Here is a 17,200-nt window from a genome sequence, read left to right on the forward strand (position 1 = left end):
AAAAGCACGTCACCCTTTCTCATTAACATAAGAGAATAGTAACGTGCTTTTTAGTTTAAGAATAGTCTAAATCCTTAAGTTGATGGATGTGGGGTAGCACCACACATCCATCAACTTAAGAACGGAAACATAATGACTCTCATTCAAATAAACTAAAAAACTCTTAAAACACTATTTATCCTTAAAATGTAGCTCTAAAATATAGAATTGTTCACGTACTCTAGCAGTTGACTACATTCCCTCTTACAAAAGTAAGCCTGTATCTTTAGCTTTTTGCACGGCTTCTTCTCGATTTTTGACTCCCAGCTTTTCATAGAGATTGGAAGCGTAATTTCTTACTGTTCCGTTTGATAAGTAAAGCTTCGAAGCAATTGTTTTATAACGGCTACCTTGTGATAATAAATTCAATACCTCTAGTTCGCGTTTCGTTAAGCCAAACTCTTTTCCATCTGATTTTGATTTAACTGATCCTGTTTTTTCATCTTCTTCCCACATTCTATGAAACAAGTCCTGGTTTATCATTGTGCCTCCCCGATAGACTAGGCGAATCGATTCAGCTAGTTCACGTGAATTTATGGACTTCAACAAATAGCCGTCAGCACCGCTTCGTATGATTTCCTTCGCCCTTTCTATATCCTGAAACGTTGACAGAATGAGGACACGAATATCAGGACATTTCCCCTTGATTATTTTGGTCGCACGAATCCCATCAAGATTGGGCATCTCCAAATCCATTAATACCAAATCTGGATTCAGGCTTTCGCACAATTCCACAGCCTGTTCTCCATCTTCAGCCATCCCCACTACCTGCAAGCCCTCCTGTCCATCCAAAATTGTATGAAGACTTTCTCGAATAAAAGAATGATCATCGACGATACACAAGCGGATTCGTTCATTGGACAATTGTACAAGTCTCGGTAACACACATGAAATTAACGTCCCTTCTCCTTTTTTGGAGTAAACAATAACTCTCCCTTGTAATTGACTCACGCGCTCTTTCATCGCAGTTAATCCGAATCCATCCTTCCATTCCTCTACCCCACAGCCATTATCCTGCACGTCCAATCTTATCTGTTGTGGCTCAAAATGAAGTGACACAATGATTTCGGTGGAGTGTCCATGGCGAACCGCATTTGTTAATGATTCCTGCAAACTCCGGTATAATGTCATCTTTGATTGCTTGGAGACCATATACTCTTCCCCTATTATTCGAAAGCGTACATTTACTTTTGCATGTTTCTCAAATTCCTCTGTCAATTGTTGTAATGTGACAGTTAAGGAAAGAGATTCTTGTGGTAAATCCATTTGATGCAAATACATTCTTACTTCTTCCATACTATTACGGGCCAATTGTAATAATGAGTCGAGCTTTTGCTCTCCTTCTTTAGTCTTTAATTCCGTACGTAGTGTATCCATTCCCATAATAATTGAGGTATAGGAATGCCCCATCGTATCATGTAAATCTTTTGAGAGCCTGTCACGTTCCTCCAGTAAAGTAATCCGCTCAACTTGGGATACGTATTGTTCCAATACATGCTTCTGGTTCCTAATAGTTTCGCTTTGACGGTAATTGACAACCAGTAAACGAAAGCAAGAACCCATAGCAAAAGCTAAACCGATTTGTAGGATTATCACCCATAAATCTGTTACCGGAGAAAATATCGTAATGAGCAATGGGAATAAAATAATTGTGATTGAACCCGACCAACGGTATGATTTATCAGCACTATTTGCCGCAATCATGAAAGTTGGCATTAAAAAAGCAAGATACGCTGACGGAAATAATAAAGTTAAGTAGAAGCACACTCCCCCAAATAAAAGTATCTCAACAAATAGATAATAGCGATAACTGAACATTAAACAAATCCAAGGTACTGAAAATGACACAACTTCCCAAATAATAATGATCCAAAGTGGTACAGTCAAATGGTCTTGATGTTGGATAGTCGTTAACATCAATGATAACCAAATGATAAAACGTATACAAAGTAATGCCCAATCATACCAGAACCATAGTTTCAAAGTTTTAAACAAATTATCACCCCTTTATAGCTTTAAACATAGAACGCGTGTACATTCCAATTATTCGAACTAAGCTGTTTCCAATACAAATACGTATCCAGATGAGGATACAACCAATAATCATGACAAAAATAGCATTCTCCCATGAATTCACCGCAATTCCCAATAAGTATATATCAAAATATGGAAAAAGAAAGGGTGTAAAGATAAATACGAGCGGAGTTATGTACAGTATAAAGACACATATAAGGCTCATCATTCCAACAAAAAATTTCTGCATGAGCCAAAAAGCCGCCCTCCAATTGCTACTATTGAGAATTATTTCTCCCGATTTAATCCATCTATCCCCTCCACTTTTTGTCCTTGGCAGTAATGGTTCTATCGATATATCCGTATAAACCTTCGTCTGAATGCGTTCATACTGGACAAATGTGTGAGTTGTTTGCAACACCCTCGCCAACAAGGGAACCCCCAGGAAGATAACCGTCATCACTAATGCAAATGTAATGCTAACTAAATAGAAGCAAAAGTAAAATACTCCAGATCCAAAGGTAAACAACAAAAAATAGAAATCTTGCAAAACTTTTCGAGTTGATGTTTTCGTCATTAGAATCTCCCCTCATCTTTCATTGCTAATACGTAAAGAGCCGCCCTTTGATTCTAAGTATTTGTCTGTCACATACGGTAGTGTCAAAGTGTCATGATTTGTATGACATGACTATCAATACAGCCGTAACCTCTTCTATTTTTTGTGTCATATAGGAAATGACAGATGATCACTATCTACTATGACTTGCCGCTTGCTACACTCTGTTCATACACTAACGAGCTAATAACTCGTTGTGCCAACAAAAAAATTCCAATCGAATAAAGGAGTGTACAAAAATGAAAAAAGCGATCAACAAACTGGGTCTCGTCGCAATTTTTCTCTCTTCTTCAAGTATGATTTCTGCGTGTTCCCCACAGCCATTAGAAGTTGGAAAATCAAAATCATCGGCATCCACGACCGATATCCAAATTACGAAAACGCCCAATAATAAAAAAGAAGTAGAATCTTTTGCTGATCCGTTATTTGAGGAAAAAATGAAGAAGTACAATGTGAACGGTTCTAGTTTTGTCGTCGTTCATGATGGAAATGTCGTCGTCAATAAAGGCTATGGTTATGCTGATAAAGAAAAGAAAATTCCCGTCACTAAGGAAACGGTCTTTCAAATCGCTTCAGTTTCGAAAACTTTTACTGCCTTGGCTGTGATGCAACAAGTCGATAAAGGAAAGCTTAAACTAGATCAAGATGTACAACAGTATCTCGGTGGTTTGAAAATACCCAATCAAACAGGAAAACCCCTCACACTGTTTGATATGCTGACCTATACCAGCGGCGTAGACCTGCCCGATATCACCACGCTAATCGGGCCTGAATATGTAAATAAAAATATATCTATTAAGGAATTTCTACCCGAACATATGCCGACGGTGGTACGGCCACCCGGTGAAGCTTATACGTATGACAACTTCTCATTTTTACTCGCAGGACATGCAGTGGAGAATGTTACGGGCACATCTTTCTCACGATATATGGAAAAGAATATTTTTAAACCATTAGGCATGAAGTCTACCAGTGTGCGCTTTACGCCTGACCTTCTCAAGAGAATGGCTACACATTACGGTTCCACTGGCGATCCTATTCCAACAAATGGGCACGCTCCAACTGATGGACCACAAGGAAGTATTTTGTCCACTGGAGAAGACATGTCAAAGTACATGATCATGCAGCTACAGAATGGAAAGTTTGACGGTAAAGAAATAGTAAGTAAAAAAAGCATGGATATGATGCATACCCACCAAGTTTTCGCAGATAAGACGATTCCTATTGCGACAGTTGGATTTGAAACATATTTCAATGACCTCGCCAATGGTCAACATGTTGTATTAAAAGGTGGGAATATGCCTGGACATTCTTCATTAATGGTTTTGGTACCTGAACAGAAAACCGCATTCTTCATGTCTTACAATAATGATTCCATGATGAGTCGAGAAGTGTACGAAGTGTTCATGGATCATTATTTCCCTGCTCCCAAAGCGGAGAAAACAGTGTATCTCTCGTTAAAGGGAAAAGAAGCACAAAAATACTTGGGCTTGTACCAAAACACACGTGCGTTTGCGATTCGTACTCACTTTACCTATGAGAATGGGGCGTTGGTCATGGAAGATGAAACAACTGGCAAACAAGTCCTCAAAATGATTCACCCGTTGTTGTTTGAGGATTCGGAAGGAAATAAGATTGCTTTTCAAAAAAATGCGGCCGGAGAAATCGCATATTTTTATTACACCAGTCCTAAGGGTCTAGGCATTGTTGCTCAATCTCAGAAAATCAATATCAAACCAACTTTTGCAGACGTCCCGCAAAAGAGTAACTATAGAATCCACATCGACAATCTTTATGCTTTAGACATCATGAATGCTAAAGCAGGTAATCTATTCGATCCAATGGGCACCATGACACAAGGAGAATTTGCTGATGCCTTGTTGCTTGCACATGGATGGAGCATTTTTCCAGGAAAAACCGAAGAAATTAAAAAACAATTCATAGCAGGCATACCAGGATATGACCGCGCGACTCCGATTACCAGACAAGTTGCAGCAACCATGATTCAAAACTTGAAGCATATTCAACCTGACCAAGCCAATCATGTGAAATTGCTTGACACTGCGGATGCCTGGGCGGTCCAGTCCATTCAAGCCCTTGCCTCACAAGGAATCGTAGACCCTGATACTACTATTAATGCTGACGGATCTTTTACCTTCCGTCCAATGGATCTGTTACTGCGTCAAGAAGCGAGCGCCTTACTAGATTTGGCTTTTGGCTATTATACACTGCCTATTAAACAGAAGTAAGCATTCATCCAAACATGAATTATGGCATACATTTAAGGGTAGTATCCCATCAGCATCAAGCTAAAGTGAAATTGTATCCATAAAACGAAAAATACGCTGTTCTTTCTGTAGAATTATTGGAAAGAATGGCGGTTTTTGTCTCCCTGTTTCAGTGTCTGATGAGCTACAAGGGGTAGTACACGTATTCTTACAACCGGGGATAAAGTAGCATTTCCTATAGGAGAGATGCTACTTCATATTCCTTCATTATTTTATAAAATGTATTTTTTTCAAACCTAACATTTCCATAAAGATAACAGCTGTTATTTCTCCACTTTTCCATTTGGGGTAATTTGCTTCTATTATATGCATTTGTTGTTTGCTTAAGGTGGCAAGGTTCACCTGAGGACGTCCTAGGTGTTTTCCTTGAGATTTAGCTATAGTAATCCCTTCCATCAACCGACCCATGTCCCCCATTTCACGGAACTTACGGCTATCGAATAAAGTTTCATTTTCTAAAACAACAATATCAGCCTGTAATTCTCTTGTTATGTATTTCCACTCTGAAATTACTTCATCATAATTACGTCCCATACGATCTAAAGCATCTATGTAAAGAATATCACCTGTACTCAATATTTTTCGTAATAATTGATACTGAGGACGATCAAAGTGTCGTCCACTTGCTTTGTCGAAAAAAATACGCCGAGCTTCCACTCCTCGTTCCATCATCTTATGTAATTGACGTTGTTCATTTTGATCTTTTGTACTTACACGAATATATCCATAAATATTTGCCACGTTTGATAGTTACCTTACATTTTTTTACCATAATTATGCCACTTTCATTTATAAAGGTATTCATCTAAAATAAACGTTTATAAATTTTTTTAACAGCCTTTATAAACTTGATGTTTTAATATTTCATAGATGTTCTTTGACTGTTTGTAAAGATATACCTTGATAAACACTTAGGAGTCATTAAAATTTCAAAGGTAGAAAAATTATTTTCTAATAAATTCAATCTGTAGTCGTATATTCGTTACTTCGAACAACAACATTCCCTACATAATAAAAAATAGATGACTCAATTAGTTTCATTTCTGAAACATTTTAAGTCATCTATTTATCAATTCCAGTTTTGATTTCTTGTTGCTCTACATGAGTGAATTTCCTTGCCTCATACTTTTACATTTATTCATAGCGTTTTGTAAAAAATTAATTTGGAATCATAGCAGTTTAAGAATTACTGCTACCAATTATTAAAATCAGTGTAATTTTTATATACATTTTCTATAACATTATCTTGCCAGACATTTTTATATTCATCTCTATCCACTTTAACATTATATTCACTAATATCACCATTGGCATTTAACCATCCAGGATTTTCGAGAGCATGTTTGTAGGTAAACGTTCTTACCTGTTTCAATGTTTTAAATGTAATCGGAAAAGATTTTTTTTCCCCATCTTTGTAACCAAACACTCTATATGCCTTTTTTCGTCCACCAACAGTTTTAAAATATGGTTCTGTAAAACATTCTATTTGTTTGATATGAAGCTCCCACCTTTCTAGACGCCTTAAGTAATTAGTTTATATATTCGAAGAAAGATAAACTGCTACTGTAAGGTTGGACTACCAAAACAGCTCAGGGCTGTTTTTAATGTACTTCCGTATTCTTTTATTACTTTGTATAAACTATTTTTCATCAGTTCAAATATTGAATAAATTGCACACTAATTATTTCTCTATTTGCCCATCTAGAATAGGTCTCTATTATTATTATTGATAACGTTCTTAAAATTAGCTTCTCTTTAGCAATCTTTTTTCTCTGATGGTTTATGTTTTACTCTATAAGAGAGAGCGGTAACTTGTTGGGAATATTTAAAACCTTTTTCGGATTTTTCGGAAACCCATTTTGAAACAGGTCTTAGTAAACTATTTATGCTGACAATAAGAATGGTTCCCGTTATAGCTATAAGTAAGTAGCCACTACCTGCTAATGTTCCTACAGCAGCAGAACACCATAAGGTTGCTGCTGTATCCAGTCCTCGAACTGTCAATCCATCTTTCATAATAACTCCAGCACCTAAAAAACCAATCCCGCTTACAATTTGAGAAGCTATTCTTGTAGGTGTATTATCAGTTGGAGTGAGTACACTTAATAGTACAAAAAGTGCAGCACCAACGGAAACAAGTACATTTGTACGTAATCCAGCAATGCAATTATGCCATTGACGCTCTAATCCAATTATTGCTCCAACAAGTATTGCTACAAGTAACCTGAGTAGAATGTCTAGTTCCATATTTTTGTCTCCTTAATTTCCATTCTTAATGATCATCATGCTCTAAATTGACTTGATGTAATGGAATCACCTTTGTTTTTTTTATAATTTTATAGCCGAACCAAAATACAAGAAAAAGCAGTAAACCAATATAAGTAGCAAGTACTTCATACCAATCGACATGTGATCCTATAAAGACTGAATAATTCTGTCCTAAAATAATAATAGTACATATTACAAATGCCAAAATAGGACCGATAGGATACCACTTTGCTTGATACGGGAGCTTATTTAAATTCTTTTGCTGATGTAAAAAAGCCTGACGAAAACGATAATGGCTTATAGCAATCCCTAACCATGCAATAAATCCACATAGTCCCGAAGCATTCAAAAGCCATATAAATGCTTGCCCTTCTCCAAATAAAGAAGCTGCAAACGCAACGATTGCCACAGTCGTTGTCATAAGTAAAGCATTAATAGGAACACCTTGTTTATTTACTTTTTTTAAGCAATTTGGAGCTTTCCCTTCTTTTGCCATTACCCATAACATTCGGGTTGCAACATACATTCCAGAATTACCAGCTGATAGAATAGATACCAAGATAACTGCATTCATAATAGAAGCTGCAAATGCGAAGCCAATTTTTTCAAATACTAGTGTGAAGGGACTCATTGTAATATTACTAATGTCATTGTTAACTAGATTCGGATCTGTGTAGGGAACTATGACTCCAATTACGCAAATGGTAAGTATGTAAAATAAAAGAATTCTCCAAAAGATTTGCCGCACAGCTTTTGGAATATGCTTTTCAGGATCTTTACTTTCTCCAGCTACAATTCCGACCATTTCTGTACCTTGAAAGGAAAATCCCGCAATCATAAACACACTAAGAATAGAAAGAAAACCTCCATGAAACGGTGCGTCCCCAATTGTTAGATTGTGAAATCCAATAGGATTCCCTTTGAAAATTCCAAATATCGTGGCTATTCCTAACATAATAAACACGACTATAGTAATAACTTTTACAAGTGAAAGCCAAAACTCCATTTCTCCATAATGTTTCACTGAAAGAATATTAATTCCAAGCATAAACAGTATGAATAACGCACTCCAAAGAATAGATGGACTGTATGGAAACCAATATTTCATAAGAATAGCTCCTGATGAAATTTCAACTGCAAGAGTAATAGTCCAGCTAAACCAGTAATTCCAACCAATTGCAAAACCAAATGCAGGATCTACAAATTTAGAAGCATACGTACTAAAAGAACCCGATGTAGGCATATACGCTGCCATCTCTCCCAAGCTGGTCATCAACAGGTAAACAATACACCCCATCAACAAATAAGCTATAATTGCTCCACCAGGTCCTGCTGTATGAATCGTATTTCCGCTTGCTATAAATAACCCAGTCCCAATGCTTCCGCCTATAGAAATCATTGTTAAATGTCTCATCCCTAATTCTCTTCTTAATTTAGAAGGTTTGGAATTAGAAGGGAAAGAACAAAGTGGATTTTTCGTTTTTATGGGTGTCTCTTTCAAGTTTCTCATCCTTTTTTTGAATTATTTTCCAGAAAAAGAGTATAAAAAAAGACACCAAAGTTCACCCAGTGTTTTTAAAAGTCACCATAGTATCCCCTCTCGAAACGCTTACGAGGTTAGCTGTCGGATTCGGGCCTTGAGAGTAGCCCTACCTTCATTTAAGAAGGATTCACCCCGAGTGCAATCGCACAAAATTTGGTTCCCCCGCTCCATATGGATTCAGCGAATAGTGATATGAATTTATGTACAATATATTACTCCTATGCCCTCTTGTTTGTAAACAAGAAAATTAACGTTTTTTCAGGGGCAGAATTTTCGCACTGTACACTCCATTTATAATTTGAATTCTTAAATTAAGTCACATACTAAAAAAAAGTGAGAATTACAAGTATAGTAATACATGAAGAAGAGTTTGAATTAAATAAAAATAATAGACCTAATTTTTATTAGGTCTATTATCTGCTAGTGTCTTTACTACTTTTAATTACATGGACTACTGATAATAGGACGTTATGTTAACTTCACATGTATACCTTATGCAATCAAAATACCTTTCATCATTTATATTCTTGATGTGGTACAATCTGGATAAAAGATATAGGGAGATAGACAATGGAAGAAATCATTAAAGAAATTGTTTCCCCAAGCAAAAGATACAAAGTCCAAGTTATCAAACGAAATGATGGTTTTTTCAGTACAAAAGTTTTTGCGTGGTTTGAAGATTACGGATATGAATATTGGTCTCCTATTAAACAGGGGTTATCGTTAATTGATACAGAAAAACATGCGATAGCCATAGCAATGGAAGACTTAAAGGTTCTGGTGCAAAAACTTCAAAATATCTAAAAAAAGTCTTTCAGACTTGGACATACTGATACTATTACTCTAAAAAAGGATGTGATTGGTATGGAAAAGAAAAATCTATTCAAGTGGAAACATTATCAACCGGATGTTATTTTATTAACCGTGAGATGGTACCTACGGTACAACCTCAGTTTTCGTGATTTAGTCGAAATGATGGAAGAACGCGGGCTATCCCTGGCTCATACAACTATCATGCGATGGGTTCATCAATATGGTCCCGAATTAGATAAGCGAGTACGACGTCATCTTAAATCAAACAATGATTCTTGGCGAGTCGATGAGACCTATGTGAAAGTCAAAGGTCAATGGATGTACCTATATCGTGCTGTTGATTCAAAAGGATATACAATTGATTTTCATTTAAGCAAAACAAGAGATCATAGGGCTGCAAAGCGTTTTTTCAAGAAAGCTTTGCAGTCTTTTCATGTTTCAAAGCCCCGTGTGATTACAGTGGACAAAAACCCGGCCTATCCTATAGCGATTGAAGAGTTGAAGACAGAGAAAAAGATGCCTGTGGGCATCCAAATAAGGCAGGTAAAATACCTTAATAACATTGTAGAGCAAGATCATCGTTTTATTAAAAAGAGAGTTCGTTCAATGCTAGGATTGAAATCTTTTCGTACAGCTAAATCTATTCTTTCAGGAATAGAAGCGATGCATATCATTAAAAAAGGCCAACTTATTTTACGGGACAAGTCTGTCAAAAATGAAGTGAAGTTTATTCATCAACTATTCGGAATGGCTGCATAAGAATAGATTCCATTAGGAATCTATATACCTCTTTCAAATAAATACAATCTTTGCACCAGAACCAATAAAATAATATCAGGCTGATAGTGCTTCCATTTGAACCAATTTTTCTTTTCCATACCGATCACACACCTTTTTAGAGTAATAGTATCAGTATGTCCAAGTTTTAGAGATTACTTGTAATTACCTTGAAGTTTTTGCACCAGAACCTTTTATTTCAATAAAAAAAGTTGAGGATTCCCCCAACTTTTTAATACATTTATTGTCTTATTAATCCTGTAGATGTAACCTGATATATTCTTTTCTTACCTATATATTCCTGTTTTCCATTCTCAAGGTTAGTTAAAGTCGCTCGCGTTTTTTCCTTTGCTGCTTCCCCTTCTATATGAGTAAATTCTATATAATCTCCCACTTTTATAGGTACTGTTTTGGTTTCAGCATTTTGTTGTCTATTTCCCACGATTTCCTTATTGTACATAACGCTACCGGATGAGTTCTGGACTTTAATACTTGCATATGTACTATTAAAGTACGAATGCGGTATGCCAGCTTCTAATTTTATTTTCAGCTCTTCTGCTGTTCTATTATAATCTACTTTTGCAATTTCTCTATCACTATATCCTTTTAATGACCATGCAAATTGTTTTCCGTCTAAAATTGTTGTCTCTGGCATTTTTTCTACTTTTTTTAAGCCCTCTGTTGTAACCTGATACCTTGCTGTCTTTCCAATAGTCTCATTTTTGTTATTTTCAAGATTCATTAATGTTGCGCGTGTCTTTTCATTTACTGCGTCTCCTTCTATATGAGTTAATTCAATGTAATCTCCCACTTTTACAGACACAATTTGGATTTCGGCATTTTGTTGTCTATTCCCTACGATTTCCTTATTGTATATAACGCTACCGGATGAGTTTTGGACTTTAATACTCGCATATGTACTATTGAAGTATGAATGCGGTACACCAGCTTCTAATTTTATTTTTAGCTCTTCTGACGTTTTGTTATAATCTACTTTTGCAATTTCTCGATCACTATATCCTTTTAAGGACCATACAAATTGATTTCCATCTAAAATTGTTGCTTCTGGCATTTTTTCTACTTTCTTCAGACCTTCTTTTGTAATTTCGTACATGGCTTTTTTTCCAAAGCTCTCTTGTTTACTGTTGTCTACATTTTTGAAAGTAGCTCTATGCACACCCTCTAAGTGTGTCAACTCAATATAATCTCCTACTTTGACTGGAATTTTTTGCGATTCAGCATTTTGTTGTTTGTTTCCATAAATATCTTTATTGTATACTACTTTTCCTGATGCATTTTGTACTTTAATACTCGCATATGTTTCATTAAAATAATGATGCGGTACGCCTGCTTTTAAGTCAATTTGCATTTCTTCTTTCGACTTATTGAAATTGATTTTAGCAAACTCGAAATCACTAATTCCTTTTAGGGACCATGCAAATTGATTCCCTACTAAAATATCAGAATTTCCATTTGTAATTGCTACTTTTTTCTCTACAGTTCGATCAAATATATCTGTTAATGTAATTTTAGCATAAGCTGTTTGAGGCAATTGCATAGTTTGACTTACCTCAGTTTGATAGGACTTAATATTGTCGATTACTTTCAAAGCTTGTCCCGTTAACTTTTCATTGTCATAGATTTCAATTTCCCCTTTAAACTGGGGAGTACTTTGTTCTTTCAATTTCCAAGACACATTTAATTTTTCATTTTCAAAACGAATATTTTGAATATCAAAATCCAAATTTCCCATTTCTGGTTGACTAGGCTGATTTATATTAAAAGTCTTTCCAGTACCAATAGTTGATTGAGTATTTCCTCCCGCCTTAACCCATAGATATTCTGAAGTTGCTCCTCCATCGTATTGATAAGAGGTATCATGTTGCCCAGAGATACGCTGATTATTCCAAGAATTCCATTGTTTATCAGAAACTTTTCTGCTATAGCCATTTTTAAGGCGTGCTTCTCTTACATCTTGTCCATTACCAGCCCAGTCCTCTTGAAACATCGATAAACCATAGTTAAATGGAACATTCGCAACTGGATGATCCATAATAGCAACTAACTTCCATTGATTTAATTTATTATCTTTTATCCACTGGCCAAACTTTGTATGACCATCTTCTTGCCAAGAACGTAGTGTCATTCGATACCATTCACTATCTTTCCAATTATAAGTTGTTTGTACCTTCAAACCTGTTCCTTCTCCACCAAATCTACTGGCTTCCGAAGTCGGCGATAAATATTCAGCTTTTATTGCTTGATTTGATGCTATTGGATCCCAAAGTGCAAAGTGAAGGGTACGTTTACCGGTTTGATCAAAACCGCTTTGTTGTTGGAAGCCGGCATAACCGCCACCCTCTCCTCCCTGATTCCAGTTATGTACAGCCCAATATGTATAAGGTGCCGTTTGGATTGGTGACCAGTCTATGCTAATAATATCTGAAGCAGCAGTATTTTGTGGTGTTACATAAACTGATGGAGCATGCGATCGGATTGCTGCCTCTGTACTAGAAATTGGTGCCCCATACATTGACATCATGGTACAAGCCGCAGAAATCATAACAATCTTTTTTATTCTTCCATTTGTTTTTACTTTAAACATAACTTCCTATCTCCTTTTAAATTATTTTAGTTACATTGAATAATAACGATATGCATACTATTAAACAAATTATGTGAAAAAATAACATTAGCTATATTACCTAGTTATGTTTAATGTTTTTTTCACTACTATTACTAATCAAATTATAGTATTTTGTTATAAAATGGTATGATTTAGGACTAGATATATACTAAAAATATTATAAAAATTCATAAATATGTAGTTTTAGATAATTATGCTGAAAGACTCATTTAATAACTTTATTGATTTTTTGATAGATTTATGTTTAATTACTCACACTATTAAACATAAATTTGTTTACCGAAATAACATTATGTAAATTTCGAATGTGACAATTGGATAAAATAGCTTATCAATTTGCCAGTATCTTATCATTAGATTAAAAGAGCCCACTAAAAAACGTAGACTCCTTTAGTTACCTAAACATTACATTTATTGCAACCGACAAAAAAATTAACATTAGATTCTTCTGTTAGCTTATTTAATATTTAATGACGTAGATAATGTATTCCAAGGTGCATTTGTAGATGTGTTTTGATATTTAAATTGTCCATTTTGCTGTCCCGAAGCATCCCATTTATATTCCCATCCATCAACTGTTCTATCACCATTAATATCAATCATCTTAGAATCTACTTTTTTTAGTTTTTGACCACTCATTTGAGCAATCGAATTTTTACCATATCCCATTTCATTTGTATAAATGATAAATAGCTTCCTCCATGATCTTTAACTGTACTTAGATTATTAGGACCAATAAATTCAACTCCGCCTAATTGAGATTCAACTTTTACTACATTTAATGATTTTAATGGTGGGGCAGGTGCTGCGGATACATCTGTCGCTAAACCAACTGTTGCTCCCACTACTAATGATGAAACCCCTAGAATCATTCTTTTTAACTTACACTCATCCCCTTTCGATTTAATACAAATTGATTCTATCATACTAATTCCATACATTTCCTCCCCTTTAAAACAGTTAACAAAAAGTATCTATTTATATATGAAATTGTGCATATTTATTGCTTTTTATCATTTATACTTAACATTAATCCTACTACAGCATAATTAGTTCTCTACTCTAATTGACTTACCACCTTTGGACCCATTTCAAGTTGGCTATTGTAAGAGCTAATAAGTGGTGCGTAGTTCACTGGTTTAACAAATAAATAATAGATTTGCAAAATCCAACTCAATTTAAGTCGGCTTTTCCTCTAGCATTATAAGCAAGATCCATCACTTGCATCGATTAACTCACCAGTTATCCAACGACTGTCTGATGATGAAAGAAAACCTACAATATCAGCTATATCATTAGGTTCTCCCCACCTATTAAAGGTCGATAAACCTGCATCATATTTTCGTCCATCTTGATTCCCCAATGTCTCAGCATTCATTTCTGTATTAATTATGCCTGAGAGAATTGCATTTACTGTAATACCACGGGCTAAAGTATAAGTGAGTATATTAATTGCCCCCTTAGATATACTGTAGGCAAAAACACTTTGGGAGGCTATCCGTGTAACAAATGACGAAATATTGATAATACGTCCTCCATCTTTTAAACGTGGCAAAGCCTTTTGAATAATGAAAAATGGAGCCTTCACATTAATATTCATAACCTCATCAAAAGACCCCTCTGTAGATTCCTCTAACGTTAAAATCTGCCCAATTCTAGCGTTGTTTACAAGTATATCAAATGTAGTATTACCTATATGTTTTTGAAGAGATTGATCCAACATTGAATACAAGTAATTTATACCGTTAAAAGTACTTAAGTCTGCACTGATTGCAAATGCAGAACCGCCATCTTGTTTAATTTTATTAGAACTCTTTACTTAGGAATCCCCCACTTCTAAACGAAGTGAAAGTGGGGGTAGTTCAAGCACTACTCTTTCTGCTTCTTCTTTTCTTTTACTATAGTGAACTACGACTAACGCACCAGCTTGAGCCAAATGTAAGGCAATGCTTCGCCCTATTCCCCTACTAGCACCTGTTACTAATGCAACTTTCCCCTTCAATTTATTCATCTCATCATCCCCTTGTTTAAAATTCTACTTAGTTATATCACAAGATACCCTTTGAAATGTTGCTTTCTAATTTGATATCCATAAAACAAAAAGGCCGACTCATAAGTATAAGAGCCGGCCTTTTCACTTCACATATACAGTAGCTTTACATACAGGTTCCCTAACTGTTATGTACCTTGTATCAAGTATAATGGTGTATTACCCAAATAATTAGCAATTCTTTCTTCCAGCCACGTAAGTCGATTACTGTCAATATGAGAAAGCACGACATGTTTAAATTCAAAAATGCTTAAATTTAATTTAGAAGATCATTTTTCTGGTGATAAAATAAAATGAAATAAGAAAACTTCACCTACAGGTAAAGCCTAAATAAACTAAAGTTAATTCATATATTTTGCTTAGAATTCCATCATTACCTACCTTTGAACATTTCGTTGAGGCTTCTATGACTCCATTCAATGATATTCCAGCAGTACCTGTATTTTTCACCTTTAATTTTTGGTTTCTCAGCCATGATTGTACTTAGAAAAACTCTAAAAACTAGTTGAAAATCTTTTAGAATCTAACTTTCTTATAATTCTATTTGCTATTTCTTCAATATTTTCATTTAGAAAGAAATGATTACCTTTAAAAGAGTGAAAAGTACACGTTTTACTTGTGTATTGCTCCCATTTTATTACTTGATTATATGTAGTAAATTCATCATTTTCCCCATTAAATATAAGAAAATCAATACCACATGCTTGCATATTATTGTCATGAATATATGTCTCAACAATTTTAAAATCTGCTCTTAGAATTGGGAGGAAAATTCCCATTAATTCTTCTGATTGAAGTACCCCGGACGGTGTACCTCCCATTGCAATAACTTCTCTTTTAAATTGTTCGTTAGAAAGATTATGTCGGATATTTTTCATTTTACTATTTGGGTGGTTTCTACCGGACAAAACAAGAAATTCAGGCAATACGTTTTTAGAATCTTGTATTTTTCTGGCTACTTCATAGGCAATCAAACTTCCCATGCTATGCCCATATAGAATATAGGGCGAATGCTCTATCTGCTTAACTATACTAGTGTAGACATCATTTACGGCCTCTTCCATACTTTGGTACAAGCTTTCTTCAATTCTATATCCTCTACCAGCTAACTCTATTGGGACTACTTCAATATATGGATTAAAGTAATTTTTCCATTTTGCGTAACTAAACGCAGATCCCCCAGCATGTGGAAAGCAAAAAAGTTTAGTCTTCTGCATTGATTTTCTCCTTACTTTAAAATTTGTTTATATTTTGGCAAATTGTATAAATATCTTTAATTATTATATCCTGCGGAAATTCTTCCCTTGTTGCACAAGCAGATATCTTATAATTCGGCTCAATGCTATATTGTCTAAAGTAAAAGTCTTTAGGTATATTCTTATATGAGATTAAAGTTCGTGACTCTTTTTTTATAGAAAATGAATTTAACGGGATATAAAGCCCTTTTCCAATCGTTTTTATATAGCTTTCTTTTAATGTCCATATATCATAAAAATAATTAATTTGTTCATCAGAATTCATACTAGATATATCATAAAATTCTTCATCTGAAAAAAACTCATTTGCTAATTTAAGAGCCTCTATTTCTGAAACTTTCTCTATATCAATCCCTACATTAGAATTAGCAGTGCCACAAACCACCCATTCTCCTGAATGTGAAATATTAAAATGAAAGTCAGAAAAGTTTTCAACAAAAGGTTTTCCATACTCATTATATATAAATCTAATTTCTTCATTACTAATTTTATACTTTTGGCAGACTAGAGATCGGATTAACAAATCTCCTATTAAAGTCCTATTAATATCACATAAATTTAATAACCGCTTCATTCGTTCTCTCTTCTCATTTGAAATCAAGTTACTAAATTGATTAAACAAATGATTTCCAATATTCTTTGGTATTTTCACAGCATGAATTTGTATGATAAATCACTTCCTTTTTAAAAGGATGGCTTCCTATGTATACGTTATAGAAATTCAATTTCATTTTCTAACTTGCATCTATTCAAGTGCAAATATAATAGAAAAGGTGCATATTAACATATCAATGAAAATATACACCTTTCCTCAGCAATATCATCAAAGCATTCGCTTCTGGTACAAAAACTTCAGATAATTTACAGCATACTATGAACAACTCATATAT

Annotated in this window: 11 protein-coding genes, 4 pseudogenes and 1 riboswitch; of the genes and pseudogenes, 3 read left to right on the forward strand and 12 right to left on the reverse strand. The window is 34.8% G+C overall.

Going from position 1 to position 17,200, the window contains the following annotated elements; genetic code table 11:
• Nucleotides 1–243: 243 nt before the first annotated feature.
• Together MR155_RS27120 and MR155_RS27125 are read right to left on the reverse strand one after the other, a co-directional pair.
• On the reverse strand, nt 244–2,034 hold the full coding sequence (locus MR155_RS27120) for a helix-turn-helix transcriptional regulator (protein ID WP_242311563.1): 1,791 nt from the start codon (nt 2,032–2,034) through the stop codon (nt 244–246).
• Between the two features lie 4 nt (nt 2,035–2,038).
• Complete coding sequence (locus MR155_RS27125; RefSeq protein WP_201063622.1) at nt 2,039–2,629, reverse strand: sensor domain-containing protein; 591 nt, start codon at nt 2,627–2,629, stop codon at nt 2,039–2,041.
• 278 nt (nt 2,630–2,907) lie between these two features.
• On the opposite strand from MR155_RS27125, the gene MR155_RS27130 reads away from it, so the two are divergent.
• Nucleotides 2,908–4,917, forward strand: a complete 2,010-nt coding sequence (locus MR155_RS27130; protein ID WP_242311565.1) for a serine hydrolase domain-containing protein — start codon at nt 2,908–2,910, stop codon at nt 4,915–4,917.
• A 214-nt stretch (nt 4,918–5,131) separates the two neighbouring features.
• Here MR155_RS27130 and MR155_RS27135 read toward each other — a convergent pair.
• From MR155_RS27135 to MR155_RS27150, 4 genes and pseudogenes are all read right to left on the reverse strand, one after another.
• Nucleotides 5,132–5,697 (reverse strand): annotated as a pseudogene (locus tag MR155_RS27135) (recombinase family protein).
• Between the two features lie 451 nt (nt 5,698–6,148).
• Nucleotides 6,149–6,382 carry a hypothetical protein gene (locus MR155_RS27140; RefSeq protein ID WP_000468174.1) on the reverse strand — a complete coding sequence of 78 codons (234 nt, stop codon included), beginning with the start codon at nt 6,380–6,382 and terminating at the stop codon, nt 6,149–6,151.
• A 329-nt stretch (nt 6,383–6,711) separates the two neighbouring features.
• On the reverse strand, nt 6,712–7,203 hold the full coding sequence (locus MR155_RS27145) for an MgtC/SapB family protein (RefSeq protein ID WP_000417877.1): 492 nt from the start codon (nt 7,201–7,203) through the stop codon (nt 6,712–6,714).
• Nucleotides 7,204–7,228: 25 nt separating this feature from the next.
• A complete protein-coding gene (locus tag MR155_RS27150) occupies nt 7,229–8,725 on the reverse strand; it encodes an amino acid permease (protein WP_277958774.1) in 1,497 nt (498 codons plus the stop codon).
• Between the two features lie 89 nt (nt 8,726–8,814).
• Nucleotides 8,815–8,960: riboswitch (cyclic di-AMP (ydaO/yuaA leader) on the reverse strand.
• 377 nt (nt 8,961–9,337) lie between these two features.
• On the opposite strand from MR155_RS27150, the gene MR155_RS27155 reads away from it, so the two are divergent.
• Both MR155_RS27155 and MR155_RS27160 read left to right on the forward strand, forming a co-directional pair.
• Nucleotides 9,338–9,571, forward strand: coding sequence for a hypothetical protein (locus MR155_RS27155; protein WP_242311566.1), 234 nt, complete (start codon nt 9,338–9,340; stop codon nt 9,569–9,571).
• Nucleotides 9,572–9,631: 60 nt separating this feature from the next.
• Entirely contained in the window at nt 9,632–10,339 is a 708-nt protein-coding gene (locus tag MR155_RS27160) for an IS6 family transposase (protein WP_201063612.1), read from the forward strand.
• Nucleotides 10,340–10,377: 38 nt separating this feature from the next.
• Here MR155_RS27160 and MR155_RS27165 read toward each other — a convergent pair.
• The 6 genes and pseudogenes from MR155_RS27165 to MR155_RS27190 all read right to left on the reverse strand — a co-directional run.
• Nucleotides 10,378–10,458, reverse strand: a pseudogene (locus MR155_RS27165) (IS6 family transposase); the annotation flags it as partial.
• 140 nt (nt 10,459–10,598) lie between these two features.
• Nucleotides 10,599–12,962: a putative mucin/carbohydrate-binding domain-containing protein gene (locus MR155_RS27170; RefSeq protein ID WP_151304227.1), complete on the reverse strand. Its 2,364-nt coding sequence runs from the start codon at nt 12,960–12,962 to the stop codon at nt 10,599–10,601.
• A gap of 498 nt (nt 12,963–13,460) precedes the next feature.
• A pseudogene (locus MR155_RS27175) lies at nt 13,461–13,945 on the reverse strand (DUF4879 domain-containing protein).
• A 260-nt stretch (nt 13,946–14,205) separates the two neighbouring features.
• A pseudogene (locus tag MR155_RS27180) lies at nt 14,206–15,015 on the reverse strand (SDR family oxidoreductase).
• Nucleotides 15,016–15,548: 533 nt separating this feature from the next.
• Entirely contained in the window at nt 15,549–16,271 is a 723-nt protein-coding gene (locus MR155_RS27185) for a thioesterase II family protein (protein ID WP_151304223.1), read from the reverse strand.
• Nucleotides 16,272–16,287: 16 nt separating this feature from the next.
• A complete protein-coding gene (locus MR155_RS27190) occupies nt 16,288–16,962 on the reverse strand; it encodes a 4'-phosphopantetheinyl transferase family protein (RefSeq protein ID WP_043314397.1) in 675 nt (224 codons plus the stop codon).
• Nucleotides 16,963–17,200 lie beyond the last annotated feature (238 nt).

The organism is Bacillus cereus group sp. BfR-BA-01331 (assembly GCF_022663915.1).
In the GTDB taxonomy this organism is placed as follows: Bacteria; Bacillota; Bacilli; order Bacillales; family Bacillaceae_G; genus Bacillus_A; species Bacillus_A mycoides.